Origin of the sequence: Pikeienuella piscinae, assembly GCF_011044155.1 — a bacterium.
Taxonomy (GTDB): Bacteria; Pseudomonadota; Alphaproteobacteria; order Rhodobacterales; family Rhodobacteraceae; genus Pikeienuella; species Pikeienuella piscinae.
In genome coordinates, this window is sequence record NZ_CP049056.1 from 3,960,539 (window position 1) to 3,974,103 (window position 13,565).

At 67.7% G+C, this 13,565-nt stretch carries 10 protein-coding genes; 3 read left to right on the forward strand and 7 right to left on the reverse strand.

Annotated features, from left to right (window positions below; genetic code table 11):
• Positions 1-2: 2 nt before the first annotated feature.
• From G5B40_RS18865 to ubiG, 3 genes are all read right to left on the reverse strand, one after another.
• The gene (locus tag G5B40_RS18865; RefSeq protein WP_165102046.1) at positions 3-1,421 is read right to left on the reverse strand and encodes a TrkH family potassium uptake protein; all 1,419 of its coding nucleotides are present in this window, start codon (positions 1,419-1,421) and stop codon (positions 3-5) included.
• A gap of 191 nt (positions 1,422-1,612) precedes the next feature.
• The gene (locus tag G5B40_RS18870; protein WP_165102049.1) at positions 1,613-2,848 is read right to left on the reverse strand and encodes an SMP-30/gluconolactonase/LRE family protein; all 1,236 of its coding nucleotides are present in this window, start codon (positions 2,846-2,848) and stop codon (positions 1,613-1,615) included.
• Between the two features lie 76 nt (positions 2,849-2,924).
• A complete protein-coding gene (gene ubiG / locus G5B40_RS18875) occupies positions 2,925-3,620 on the reverse strand; it encodes a bifunctional 2-polyprenyl-6-hydroxyphenol methylase/3-demethylubiquinol 3-O-methyltransferase UbiG (protein ID WP_425500095.1) in 696 nt (231 codons plus the stop codon).
• Positions 3,621-3,756: 136 nt separating this feature from the next.
• Here ubiG and pip point away from each other — a divergent pair, with 136 nt between their 5' ends.
• A complete protein-coding gene (gene pip / locus G5B40_RS18880; RefSeq protein ID WP_246209636.1) occupies positions 3,757-4,731 on the forward strand; it encodes a prolyl aminopeptidase in 975 nt (324 codons plus the stop codon).
• 106 nt (positions 4,732-4,837) lie between these two features.
• Here pip and hisG read toward each other — a convergent pair whose 3' ends face one another.
• Genes hisG through hisS form a run of 3 tightly spaced genes read right to left on the reverse strand, consistent with a single transcriptional unit; the run spans position 4,838 to position 8,158 of the window.
• Positions 4,838-5,530 (reverse strand): ATP phosphoribosyltransferase, encoded by a 693-nt coding sequence (gene hisG / locus G5B40_RS18885; protein ID WP_165102058.1) that lies wholly within the window; start codon positions 5,528-5,530, stop codon positions 4,838-4,840.
• Entirely contained in the window at positions 5,527-6,654 is a 1,128-nt protein-coding gene (locus tag G5B40_RS18890; protein WP_165102061.1) for an ATP phosphoribosyltransferase regulatory subunit, read from the reverse strand. Before G5B40_RS18890 ends, hisG begins: the two co-directional genes overlap by 4 nt.
• Before the next feature lies 1 nt (position 6,655).
• On the reverse strand, positions 6,656-8,158 hold the full coding sequence (hisS, locus tag G5B40_RS18895; RefSeq protein WP_165102063.1) for a histidine--tRNA ligase: 1,503 nt from the start codon (positions 8,156-8,158) through the stop codon (positions 6,656-6,658).
• Between the two features lie 137 nt (positions 8,159-8,295).
• Here hisS and G5B40_RS18900 point away from each other — a divergent pair, with 137 nt between their 5' ends.
• The gene (locus tag G5B40_RS18900) at positions 8,296-9,954 is read left to right on the forward strand and encodes a sulfatase-like hydrolase/transferase (RefSeq protein ID WP_165102066.1); all 1,659 of its coding nucleotides are present in this window, start codon (positions 8,296-8,298) and stop codon (positions 9,952-9,954) included.
• 75 nt (positions 9,955-10,029) lie between these two features.
• On the opposite strand, the gene G5B40_RS18905 is transcribed toward G5B40_RS18900, so the two are convergent.
• Positions 10,030-10,869, reverse strand: a complete 840-nt coding sequence (locus G5B40_RS18905; RefSeq protein ID WP_165102069.1) for a sulfotransferase — start codon at positions 10,867-10,869, stop codon at positions 10,030-10,032.
• Positions 10,870-11,054: 185 nt separating this feature from the next.
• Here G5B40_RS18905 and gyrB point away from each other — a divergent pair, with 185 nt between their 5' ends.
• Positions 11,055-13,505 (forward strand): DNA topoisomerase (ATP-hydrolyzing) subunit B, encoded by a 2,451-nt coding sequence (gyrB, locus tag G5B40_RS18910; protein ID WP_165102072.1) that lies wholly within the window; start codon positions 11,055-11,057, stop codon positions 13,503-13,505.
• Positions 13,506-13,565 lie beyond the last annotated feature (60 nt).

Here is a 13,565-nt window from a genome sequence, read left to right on the forward strand (position 1 = left end):
GGTCAGATCGCCTCCCGCCAGAAGGCGCCGGTGAAGAGCACGTAGACGGTCAGCATCTCCAACCGTCCGGCGAACATTCCGAAGACGAGGAGGAGTTTCGCGTCGTTGTCGAGCGACGCGAAATTGCCTGCGGGGCCGATCACCTCGCCGATGCCGGGGCCGACATTGGCGAGCGCGGTGAGCGCCCCGCTGATGGCCGTCCAGTTGTCGAGGCCGGTCAGGCCAAGCGCGAAGGCGAGGAGCGCGAACGTGCCGACGTAGAAGGTGAAGAACGAGATCACGCCGCCCAGCACGTCGTCGGCGAGTGGACGCCCTTCATAGCGCAGGCTGAGGACCGCATGGGGTTGTCGGACCCGCCGCGCCAGATTGGCCGCGCTTCGCGCCAGGACGATCCAGCGCATGAACTTGGCGCCGCCCGCGGTCGACCCGGTGCAGCCGCCGATCGCGGTCAGCGCGAAGAAGGCGGCGACCGCGAAAGAACCCCAGAGCGTATAATCGTCACTCGCATAACCCGTCGTCGTCACGACGGAGACGACATTGAACGCGGCGAGCCGGAGCGCGATCAGCGAGGGAATGTCCTGCGCGACCGAAAGCCATATCGCGAGGAGGACGATCACCGCGCAGAGGCTGACGCACATCACCGCGACCTGTTCGCTTCGATAGAAGCCGCGGGTCCAGAGCCGGATGTACCAGACGAACGGAAACGCGCCCAACAGCATGAAAAGCGTCGCCGTCCAGTGCAGGAACGGGTTTGTGAAATGCCCGAAAGAGGCGTCGTAATTGGCGTAGCCGCCGGTCGAAACCGTGGTCATGGCATGGGTCAGCGCGTCGAAGAAGCTCATCCCGCCGATGGCGTAGGCGATGCAGCAGAGCGCGATCAGGAGAAAATAAATCAACAGCGTCGCCGAGGCGACCTTGGCGGCCGTGCTCAGCGCCTTGTCGCCCTTGTCGGAGCTCTCCGTCCGGAAGAGTTGCATGCCCCCGACGCGGAGGAACGGAAGGAGCGCGATGCCGGTGACGATGAAGCCGACGCCGCCAAGGCATTGGAGAAGCGCGCGCCAGAAAAGGACGCCATGCGCCGCGCCGTCGAGCCCGGTCATCACCGTCGACCCGGTCGTGGTGATGCCGGACATCGCCTCGAACAGGGCGTCGACGGCGGGGAGGGACGAGAGATGGAGCGGCAACGCCCCGGCCAGAGCGGCGGTCAGCCAGACGGATGTCGTCAGCAGGAACCCGTGGACGCGCCCCGTCGTGGGCGGCGCCTTCGCCGTCGCCAGCGTGATGAGGAGGCCGAACGTCGCGGTCAGGAACGCGCTCATCCCGAAGACATAGGCGTCCTGCGGGAAGATCAGCGCGGTCAGTCCCATCAGGGCGGCCGCGAAGATCAGCGTGACGCCGTTGACGAATACGACGAAGGGCATCTCAGCCCGGGGGCGAGCGGCGTGAAGCGGAACTCACTGGTTTCAAGACCTCCTCTGTACGGGATGGCGAGACGCCGTCTCCCGCAAGCGGAGTATCGGAGAATCCGTGCGGCGCCGCCATGGGTGAACGCAGGTATTTTACCCGTCCGACGCCGCAGTTCGCACCCCCGGCCGCCCGGGTGCCGGCGACGTCAGGCCGGCCCGGCGCCCTGCGTCGCGAGATATACCGCGTAGATCGACTGGCTCGCGGCCATGAAGAGCCGGTTCCGCTTCGGCCCGCCAAAGCAGATATTGCCGCAGATCTCGGGAATGCGGATGCGGCCGAGAAGTTTCCCCTCCGGACTCCAGCAGGTGACGCCGCTATAGCCGACCGCGCGGCCGGCGTTGCTGGAGCACCAGATATTGCCGTTCACGTCGGCCCGAACGCCATCCGGCCCGCACTTGACCCCATCCACCATGCAATCGGTGAAAAGCCGCCGGTTGGAGAGCGTGTTGTCTGGGTCGACGTCGAAGGCGTAGACTTCTCCCTTGCCGCCCGGACCGGCGTCGCCCGGCCCCTTGCCGGTGCTGACGACATAGAGCGTCTTGAAATCGGGTGAAAAGCAGATGCCGTTCGGATCGGGCGCTTCCTCCTCGGTCACGACGCGCGCCACGTCGCCGTTCGGATCGATCCGATAGCAAGCGGTCGGCAATTCGCGCCGGGCTTCGCCGATTTCCGGCGGCTGGCCGAGCCGGTTGTTGATCAGGCCGTCGGGATTGGTCGGGCCGCCGGCCGCATCGACCGCGCCCTCGTAGAGCTGGCCGCCATAGGGCGGATCGGTGAACCAGTAGGAACCGTCGGGATGCGCGACGACATCGTTCGGGGAGTTGAGGCGTTTGCCTTCGAACCGGTCGGCGAGGATGGTCACGGCGCCGTCCAGCTCATACCGCACGACGCGGCGGGTCAGATGTTCGCAACTCAGCTGCCGGCCCTGATAGTCGAAGGAATTGCCGTTCGAGTTGTTGGAGGGCGCGCGAAACTCGCTGACATGGCCGTCATCCTCCAGCCAGCGCATCTGGCGGTTCTTGGGGATGTCGCTCCAGACCAGATAGCGGCCGACGGCGCTCCAGGCCGGCCCTTCGGCCCAGAGCGCGCCGGTCCAGAGCCGCTGCACCGGCGCGTTCGGTTGCGCGAGGCCGTTGAAGGCGGGATCGGCCGCGATCACGTCCGGGTCCCAGAAATAGACGTTGGGCGGCGCGTCGGTCGCGAAACTGCGCGGCGGGGTGGTGACGGTGCTCGGCGGCTCCGCCGCGCCGGCCGCGCCCTCCGCCCGCGCCGAGGCGGAGCCGAGCGCGAGCCCGGCCGCGCCGACGCCGAGCGCTCCGAGCGCCTGACGCCGCGAAAGCGGCGAAGCCGCAGCATTCGATGAACACGAAATGCCAGCCATAATTTCCTCCCTAGGTTGTTTTCACGCAGGGAGGCTACAGCCTATCAGGTGCGAATCGGAAGGATTCTCTGGCCAGTCAATCTTTCGGGCGAAGGGCGGACATGATGTAGTTGACCCGCATGTTCCCGTCGCTCAGCCGCCAGCCGCCGCGGGCCAGGTCGGGGACCATGCCCTTTGCGTCGACGACATCCAGCCCGGCGGCGCCAAGCGCGGATTCGAGCTCTTCGGGCGTCGGAAACTTCCGCCAGTCATGGGTGCCGGGCGGGAGCCAGCGAAGGATGCGTTCGGCCCCGACGATGGCCGCGGCGAAGCTTTCCGGCGTGCGGTTCAGTGTCGAGAGGATCGCCATGCCGCCCGGTTTCAGCAGTGCGGAGAGGGCGGCGAGAAAGCCCGGAACGTCGGCGACATGCTCGACGATCTCCAGCGCGAGAACGATGTCGAACCGCGCGCCGCGCGCCGCCGCCGCTTCGGCCGTCTCGGCGCGATAGTCGATCTCCAGCCCGCTCTCACTGGCATGGGCGCGGGCCACGCCGAGGCTTTCCTCGGCGGCGTCGAAGCCGGTCACATCGGCGCCGAGGCGGGCCATGGGCTCCGCGGTCAGGCCGCCGCCGCAGCCGATATCGGCCAGCGCGAACCCTTCCAGCGGCCGCCGCGCGCGCCGGTCGCGGCCGAACTCCGCCGCGATCTGTTCGGCGATATAGTCCAGTCGGCAGGGATTCATCGCATGGAGCGGCCGGAATTTGCCCTCCGGATCCCACCACTCGGCGGCCATCGCCTCGAATTTGGCGATTTCGGCGGAGTCGACCGTTCCGCTGATGGACAATTTACGCTCCCGCTATAGGCTTCCACCGTGCTTCGCCCTAGAACATGGGGGCATGAAGGGCAATCGAAACGATGACGAAGACCAGATGACCCCGCCGCGCCGTTCGCTCTACCCGCAGATCGAACCGTTCAATCGGTTCCGGATGGAAGTGTCCGGCGGGCATGATATTTATGTCGAGGAATGCGGGACCAAGGGCGCGCGCCCGGTCGTCGTTCTGCATGGCGGGCCCGGCGGCGGGTGCAGCCCGGGGATGCGGCGTTATTTCGACCCGGAAGCCTGGCATATTATCCTCTTTGATCAGCGTGGTTGCGGGCGTTCGCGCCCCCATGCCAGCGTAGAGCGGAACACCACCTGGGATCTGGTCGAGGATATCGAGGCGATCCGCCGGCGCGTCGGCGTCGAACGCTGGAGCGTCTTCGGCGGCTCATGGGGCGCGACGCTGGCGCTGATCTACGCCGAGACGCACCCGAAACGCGTGGTCGAGCTGACGCTGCGCGGCGTTTTTCTGATGATGGAGCGCGAGCTCGACTGGTTCTATGGCGGCGGCGCGTCCATCTTCTGGCCCGATCTCTGGGAGGAGTTCCTGCGCCCGATCCCGGAAGATGAGCGCGGCGACCTGATCGGCGCCTATCACAAGCGACTGATGGGTGGCGATATTTCGGTGCAAACCGAGTGCGCGCGGATCTGGGCGCGATGGGAAGGGGCCACGGCGACGATGAGGGCGGATGACGGCGCGCTGCCGGGATACGCGGCGGCGTCCTATGCGCGCGCCTTCGCGCGGATCGAATGCCACTATTTCCGCAATCGCGGGTTCCTGGCCGAGGACGGGCAGATCCTGCGCGATATCGGCCGGATCCGCGACATTCCGGGCGTGATCGTGCAGGGCCGTTACGACATGGTCTGCCCGCCGCTTTCGGCGTTCGAACTGCACCGCGCCTGGCCCGGATCGGAGCTGCGGATGATCGGCGATGCGGGACACGCGTTATCCGAGCCCGGAATCACCGCCGAACTGGTGGCGACGACAGACGCCGCGCGGGCCCGGCCGCTGGCCGCCGAATAGCGCGGAAGCGGAACGGCGCAAGGGCTGCCGGCGCGGCGGACGGGACGGAAATGTCCGCCCGCGACGAGAATGGAACAGGCGTCGCGCGCCGAAATGGACGCTTCGCTCAGGCGCCGATCCGGCTGCGGAGCGCCGCCAGCACCGCGGCGTCGGCGGCGTCGGTCGGCGCGGTCAGCGAGCGGCAGAGCCGGGCCTCGGAGGCGAGGATCAATCCGTCCGCCAGCGGTTTCAGGTGATTCGCGCGCAGCGTCTCGCCGGAAGAGGTGATGTCGATGATCGCCTCGGCGGTCAGGTTGAGCGCCGTCGCCTCGGTCGCGCCCTGGCTGTCGACCAGCCGGTAATCGGCGACGCCCCTGGCGGTCAGGAACGAGCGCGCGAGGCTATGGTACTTCGTCGCGATGCGGAGGCGGCGCCCGTGCCGGCGCCGGAACTGCGCGGCGGCGGCGTCGAGATCGTGGAGCGTCTCCACATCGACCCAGATCGCCGGAACCGCGACGATGAGATCGGCGTGGCCGAAGCCGAGCGCCGGGCCGAGGTCGACCTTCGCCTCCCAGCCGGGGATCGTTTCGCGGATCAGGTCCTCGCCGGTGACGCCGAGATGGATGCGCCCGGCCGCCAGCTCCAGCGGAATCTCGGCGGCGGAGAGAAGCTGAAGCTCTACGCCTTCGACGCCGGTGATCCGGCCGGCGTATTCGCGGCCCTCGTCGGCGCGCTCGACGTTGACGCCGCGGGCGGCGAGCCATTCGACGCTCGCCTCCTGCAGGCGGCCCTTGGAGGGGAGGCCGAGTTTCACGCTCATGCCGCCGCCCCCGCCGCCAGCAGCGCCTCGGGCCGCACAATGCCGCCGACCGCCGGCGCGCCGGCGCCGCCGCCGAGGATCGCGGTCAGCGCGTCATAGCGCCCGCCGCCCCCGAGCGGCGGCAGGCCGGCGCGCGCGCTCCGAAATTCGAAGACGAAGCCGTCGTAATATTCGAGCCCGCGGCCGAAGGCGGCGTCGAAGGGGAGCGCGCCGGCGTCCACGCCAAGATCCGCGAGCGCGTCGAGGCGCCGCTCCATCCGGTCCAGCGCCGGATGCATTGGCGCGCGCGCCATCGCGCGCAGCCGCGCGAGGGCTTCATCCGAACGGCCCTTCACCGCCAGGACCGCTTCGATCATCGCCTTCTCGCCGGCTTCGAGCGGCGGCGTCGCGGCGTCCTCGGTCAGCGCGTCGAGCCGTTCGAGGATCTCCGCCTCGCCCCGCGCCCCGATGATGCGGCCGGCGGCGGCGATGGCGTCAATCCGGCCGGCGCGGTCGGCGCCGAGCAGCGCGGCCCGGGTGGGCGAGGGAGCGGGCGGATCGGCGTAGCGCTCGAGAAGGGCGTGGAACCGCGCCGGGCGCCACACGTGACGGCGGAGGGCGGCGCGGCGCGGCTCGGTCGTCTCCATGGCGGCGATGGCGGCGAAGACCACGCCGAGATCGCCGGTAAGCGGCGCGGCCTCTGCCCCTTCGAGCGCGGCGGCGATCAGGGCGAATACCTCGGCCTCCTCCGCCGCCGGGTCGGCGCCGCCGATCAGCTCGATCCCGGCCTGCAGATACTCGCTCGGCCGGTCGGAGCCGGGCGGCTGGCGCCGCCAGACCAGCCCCTCATAGGCGTAGCGCGCCGGATCGGCGCCGCCGGCCATGTGAAGCCGGGCGACCGGCACGGTGAAATCCGGGCGGAGCGCCAGCTCGCCGGCGCTCGGGTCCTCGACGATATAGGCGCGGGCGCGGATGTCCTCGCCATAGAGATCGAGGAGGAGGTCGGCGGGCTGCAGCGTCTCCGGCTCGACCCGCGCGGCGCCGGCGCCGGTCAGCCGGGCCATGATCCGGGCGCGGAGGGCGGAGAGCCGGTCGAGATCCGCGCCGATGCGCCCGCCGGTCAGGTAAGCCCGCGCCGCCGCCATTTCAGGCTCCGCGCGCCAGCATCGCGCGCACTGCTTCGACCAGCCCGTCGCGCGGCGCTTCGATCTGGGCCGGTTGCGCCTTCCATTCCTCGTTGGTTTCGATCTCGGCGGCGAGGCGCGCGCCGAGCGCGAGATCCTTCAATTGCACGATCCCGGCCGCACGCTCATCGCCGCCCTCGATGATCGCGACCGGGGCGCCGCGCTTGTCGGCGTATTTCAACTGCTTGGCCATGTTGCCGCCGCCGAGGAACATCTCGGCGCGAATGCCGGCGGCGCGAAGTTCCGCCGTCATCGCCTGGTAGTCGGCGAGCCGGTCTTTCTCCATCACCGTCACCAGAACCGGGCCGGACGCTTCCGCCGCGCCGCCGCGTTTCGCCTGAAGCGCCGCGAGCAGCCGGTCGACGCCGATCGAGACGCCGGTTCCCGGCACCCGTTGGCCGGTGAAGCGCATGACCAGATCGTCATAGCGCCCGCCGCCGGCGACCGAGCCGAACTGGCGCTTCCGGCCCTTCTCGTCGGTGATCTCGAAGGTCAGTTCGGCCTCGTAGACGGGACCGGTGTAATAGCCGAGGCCGCGGACGATGGAGGGGTCGATCCTGGTCCGGTCGGCATAGCCGGCGGCTTCAAGCAGCGCCCCGATGCGCTCTAGTTCGCTCACGCCTTCAAGCCCGATAGTTGAGGTTGAAACCAGTTCGCGCAGCCGCGCGCAGGTGAGCGTGGCGCTCTCGCGCTCCGCGGTGACGAAACCCATCACGATCTCGGCCTTCTCGGCGCCGAGGCCAGCCCCTTCGGTGAAATCGCCGCTCTCATCCTTCCGTCCGACGCCGAGAAGCGCGCGTACGCCGGTTTCGCCGAGCCGGTCGAGCTTATCGATGGCGCGCAGGACCGTGCCGCGCGCCGCCTCGCCGGCCTCGGGGGCGGCGGGGTCGAGCAGGCCGACCACTTCCATCACCCCGTTCAGCACCTTCCGATTGTTGATCCGGATGAGGTAGTCGCCGCGCGCGATCCCGGCGGCCTCCAGCGCATCCGCCAGCATCATGCAGATCTCGGCGTCGGCGGCGGGGGAGGCGCTGCCGACCGTGTCGGCGTCGCATTGATAGAACTGCCGGAACCGGCCCGGCCCCGGTTTTTCATTGCGCCAGACCGGCCCGACGGCGTAGCGCCGGTAGGGTGTCGGCAGGGAGAGGTGGTTCTGGGCGTAAAACCGGGCGAGGGGGGCGGTCAGGTCGTAGCGGAGCGCCATCCACGCGCCCTGATCGCCATGATCCTCGTCCTGCCAGGCGAAGACGCCCTCGTTCGGCCGGTCGAGATCGGGCAGGAACTTGCCGAGCGCCTCGACCGTCTCGACCGCCGAGGTCTCCAGTGGGTCGAACCCGTAACGGTGATAGACGTCCGTGATCGCCTTCAGCATCGTCGCGCGCTCGGTCACCTCGGCGCCGGCGTAGTCGCGAAAGCCGCGCGGCGTCTCCGCTTTCGGGCGGCGGGGTTTCTGAATCTTGGCCATGATTGCTTCCGGAGGTTCGGGCGGCGCTCGTCGGGCCGGGGGATAGCGGATGCGCCGCCGGATGCCAAGCGGGCGGCGCGGCGCTTGGCTTTCGCGTGTCAGCCGCTAGGCTCTCGCGAAAAACTGGGAGCGGCGGAATGGCGCGGGCGAAGAACATCCTTTTCATCATGTTCGACCAGTTGCGGTGGGATTATCTCTCCTGCTACGGCCATCCGCATCTGAAGACGCCGCATCTCGACCGGCTGGCGGCGCGCGGTGTCCGGTTCACCCGCTGCTATGTGCAGTCGCCTGTCTGCGGCGCCTCCCGCATGTCGACCTATACCGGGCGCTACGTGCATTCCCACGGCGCGAGCTACAACAATTTTCCGCTGCGGGTCGGCGAGCAGACGCTTGGCGATCATCTGAGAAAGATCGGCGTCGAGTGCTGGCTGGTGGGCAAGACCCACATGAAAGCCGACGCGGAGGGGATGGCGCGGCTCGGCCTCGCCTCCGATAGCGTGATCGGCGCCCGCGTCGCGGAATGCGGGTTCGACGCCTGGGTGCGCGAGGACGGGCTGCATGGCGAGGGGCCGGCCGGCCTCTACGATACGAAGCGCTCGCCCTATAACGAGTATCTGAAATCGCAGGGATACGGGGGCCACAACCCCTGGCACGACCACGCCAATTCCGGGGTGGCGGGGGGCGAGGTCGCCTCCGGCTGGCTGATGAAGAACGCGCCGCTCGCGGCCCATATTCACGAGGAGGATTCCGAGACGCCCTGGCTCACCGACCGGGCGATGGAGTTCATGGCGGCGAAGGCCGGCGGCGCGCCCTGGCTCTGCCATCTGTCATATATCAAGCCGCACTGGCCCTATATCGTCCCCGCGCCCTATCACGACATGTTCGGGCCGGAGCATGTCTCGCCGGTGGTGCGGGACGCGCGCGAACGACAGGACCCGCACCCGATCTACCGCGCCTTCATGGAGAACCTGATCGGCCGCAGTTTCAGCCGGGACGAGGTGAGGGACGCGGTGATTCCCGCCTATATGGGGCTCATCAAGCAGTGCGACGATCAGATGGGCCGGCTTTTCCGGTGGATGGAGGAAACCGGCGCGATGGAGGACACGCTGATCGTCGCCACCTCGGATCATGGCGATTATCTCGGCGATCACTGGTTGGGCGAGAAGGACCTTTTCCATGAACCTTCGGTGAAGGTTCCGCTGATCGTCTATGACCCGGCGCCGGAGGCCGACGCGACGCGCGGAACGGTTTGCGACGAACTGGTCGAGCAGATCGACCTCGCCGCGACATTCGTCGACCATCATGGCGCCCCTGTGCCCGATCATGTGCTGGAGGGACGCTCGCTCCTGCCGTTTCTGCGTGGCGAGCAGCCGGAATGGCGCGAATTCGCGATCAGCGAATACGACTATTCGACCGCGCCGATGGCGGATGAGCTTGGCGTCGCGCCACGCGACGCGCGGCTCTTCATGGTGGCGGACAAGCGTTGGAAGTTCATGCACGCGGAGGGCGGATTCCGCCCGATGCTCTTCGACATGGACGCCGACCCGCAGGAGTTCCGCGATCTCGGCGGCGATCCCGAATATGCGGATATCGTCGCGATGATGCGCGCGCGGCTGGCGAAATGGGCGCGGCGGATGTCGCAGCGCACGGCGCTGTCGGATGCGGCGGTTCTGGCCATTCGGGGAAAGACCATGGAGAGCGGCATCCTGATCGGCGTCCATGACGGCGAAGAGATACCGGCGAAGTTCCACGCCGCCTATCATGGCCCCGTTCGGCCACTGCCCGAGCGGGAGTGAGGCGGGGGCCGGCCGCCCCCGTTTCTTCGTTGCGGCGCCGGTGAGCGCCGTTGCGGAACGCGCCGGGCGTCCGGTTCAGCCGATCTCCGCGACGAAGTCGGCGGGAAAGCGCGAGGCGAGAAAGGCGCGGTGGCGCTCCATTCTGTCCTTCAGCCGGTCTTCGAACCAGTCGGGAAGCGGAACTCCGGCGGTACGATTGACCTTGCGCCGGATCTTCCCGTAGCCGGCGTAGGGACGCAGCCCAAGGAAGGTCTCAACTTCGCGGAGAAGCAGGACGGGACGGGTCTTGATCGCGCCGAAGGGCAGGTAGAGCAGCGTTTCGCCTTCGACGCGCCTCGCGTCCCAGCGCGGGATGAAATCGGCGTATTGGCTTCCAAGCCAACCGCGCTTTGCGTCCCAGTTGCGCGCGAAGGCGTCGATGCGGACGGGGTCGGCCGGATCGACGCCGCCGTGCCGGACCGCCATCCGGAAACTTGAACGCGCGCGGGCGACCGGGTCGCGGATCAGATAGATCATTTTCGCGTGGGGGACGAAGGCGATCATCTCGTCAAGGGTCTTCTCCGGCAATGTCGAGTAGCGCGGCGTGAATTCGCCGGCGATCTTGCCCGGCGGCTTGCGCGAGAAAATCAGCCGATACCAGTCCGGCGTGAACATCGCCGCTTCGTCGGAAAGCCCGCGCAGATACGCGATCCGCCCGGCGGGCGCCCGGTTCGCGACGGCGCCCTTCATCGCCTCGGCCAGCTTGGCGACATGGCGACGGCGAAACGCCGCGAGCGTGCCGGTGACCGGCGCGTCGAAATAGTGCAGTTCCTTGGTGAACGGAGTCCAAATCTCCGGATGCTGGGCGAGATTGGCGTAGAGCCAGGATGTTCCGGCCTTCTGGGCGCCGATACAGATGAAATCCGGAAGCCCCATGAGCGTGCCCTGCCGATCGCGAACGGGCGCGCAGGCCCAGAAGAGAGCCTAATCGGGGCGCCGGTCGAGGTAAACGCCGCGGTGCGCGGGCCGCGCGATTTCGCGCCCGGAATTAGCTGGCCCCGGCATGACATTCCCGGTCGGGCCGGATAAGATGCGGCAACAGAAAAAGAGGCGGCGGGCAGATGGCGGACAAAGAACAGGAACCTGAGGTCTATGGGGCCGATTCCATCAAGGTTCTCAAGGGGCTGGAGGCTGTCAGGAAACGTCCTGGCATGTATATCGGCGACACTGACGATGGCTCCGGCCTGCACCACATGGTCTATGAGGTGGTCGACAACGGCATCGACGAGGCGCTGGCCGGACACTGCGACACGGTTTCGGTGACGCTTCTTGCCGACGGGTCGGTCGCGGTGTCGGATAACGGTCGCGGCATTCCGACCGATATCCACGCCGAAGAGGGGGTTTCCGCCGCCGAAGTGATCATGACCCAGCTCCACGCCGGGGGTAAGTTCGACTCCAATTCCTACAAGGTTTCGGGCGGGCTGCATGGCGTTGGCGTTTCGGTGGTCAACGCGCTCTCCAAATGGCTGGAACTGCGCATCTGGCGCCACGACAAGGAGCATTTCGTCCGTTTCGAGGGCGGCTTCACGACCCAGCCGCTTCGGGTCGTCGGCCCGGCGAACGGCAGGAAGGGGACCGAGGTGCGTTTTCTCGCATCGGAAGAGACCTTCACCAATCTCGATTACAGCTACAAGACGCTGGAGCACCGGTTGCGCGAACTCGCCTTCCTGAATTCCGGCGTCCGCATCACGCTGCGCGACGAGCGGCCGGCCGAACCGCTCGAGGAGACGATGGTCTATGAGGGCGGCGTCCGCGAGTTCGTGAAATACCTGGACCGGTCCAAATCGCCGCTGATCCCCGCGCCGATCTATGTGAACGGCGAGCGCGACGGGATCGGCGTCGAGGTCGCGATGTGGTGGAATGACAGCTACCACGAGAATGTCCTCCCGTTCACCAACAATATTCCGCAGCGCGACGGCGGCGCGCATGTGGCGGGCTTTCGCGGCGCGCTGACGCGAACGATCAATTCCTACGCCACCTCCGCGCTCGCCAAGAAGGAGAAGGTGACGCTTTCAGGGGACGACGCGCGCGAAGGGCTGACCTGTGTGCTGTCCGTCAAGGTTCCGGATCCGAAATTCTCATCCCAGACCAAGGACAAGCTGGTCTCCTCGGAAGTGCGCCCGGCTGTCGAGGGGCTGATGAACGAGAAGCTCGCCGAATGGTTCGAGGAGAACCCGGCCGACGCGCGGGTCATCGTCGGCAAGATCGTCGAGGCGGCCCTGGCGCGCGAGGCGGCGCGAAAGGCGCGTGAACTGACCCGCCGCAAGACCGCGATGGATGTCGCGTTCCTGGCCGGAAAGCTGAAGGATTGCTCTGAAAAGGACGCCGCGAAGACCGAGCTGTTCCTTGTCGAGGGCGACAGCGCGGGTGGTTCGGCGACGCAAGGGCGCGACCGCGGCACACAGGCGGTGCTCCCCCTTCGCGGCAAGATCCTGAACGTGGAGCGGGCGCGGTTCGACCGGATGCTCTCTAGTCAGGAGATCGGCAATCTCGTCATGGCGCTCGGCACCGGGATCGGGCGAGACGAGTTCGACATATCGAAACTGCGCTATCACAAGGTTGTGCTGATGACCGACGCCGACGTTGACGGCGCGCATATCCGCACGCTTCTGCTCACGTTCTTCTACCGGCAGATGCCGGAGCTGATCGAGGGCGGATACCTCTATATCGCCCAGCCGCCGCTCTATAAGGTCGCGCGCGGCAAGTCGGAGGTCTATCTGAAGGACCAGAAGGCGCTGGAGGATTACCTGATCGCGCAGGGGCTCGACGGCGTGGCGCTCCGCCTCGCTTCGGGCGCGCAGATCGCCGGCGAGGATCTGCGGCGCGTGCTGGAGGAAGCGCGCGCGGTCAGGAGCGCGCTTTCCGCCTTTCCGACGCATTTGCCGCGTTTCGTGCTGGAGCAGTCGGCGATCGGTGGCGTTTTCCGCCGCCGTCCGCGCGAGGAAGCCGAGGCCGGCTGGTCCGGTCAGCTTCTGCGCCTGCCGGCGGGCGAGGCGGCGGCGCTGGTCGCGGCCCGGCTCGACGCCATCGCGCCGGAGACCGAGCAGGGCTGGGTCGGGCGCGCGGCCCAAGATGGCGGAATGATCTTCGAGCGCACCGTGCGCGGCGTCACGGAGACAAGGGTGATCGACGCCGCCGCCTGCCAGTCGGCCGAAGCGCGCCGACTGGCCGGGTTCGCGGAAAGCCTGCATGAGATCTACGACCGCCCGGCGGCGCTGGAGCGCAAGGATCGGTCCTCACCGGTCCGCGCGCCGACCGAACTGCTCGATCTGGTGCTGGCGGAGGGCGAGAAAGGGCTCAGCCTGCAGCGCTACAAGGGGCTGGGCGAAATGAACCCGGACCAGCTCTGGGAGACGACGCTGGACCCGAATGCGCGCACGCTTCTGCAGGTTCGGATCGACCATATCGACGAAGCGAACGAGATTTTCACCACCCTGATGGGCGACGTGGTCGAACCGCGGCGGAAATTCATTCAGGACAACGCGTTGAGCGTGGTGAATCTCGACGTATAGGAGGCGGCTCCACAACAGGATCGAACGCGCGAGGCGGCTGATTCCAGCCGCTCGATGACG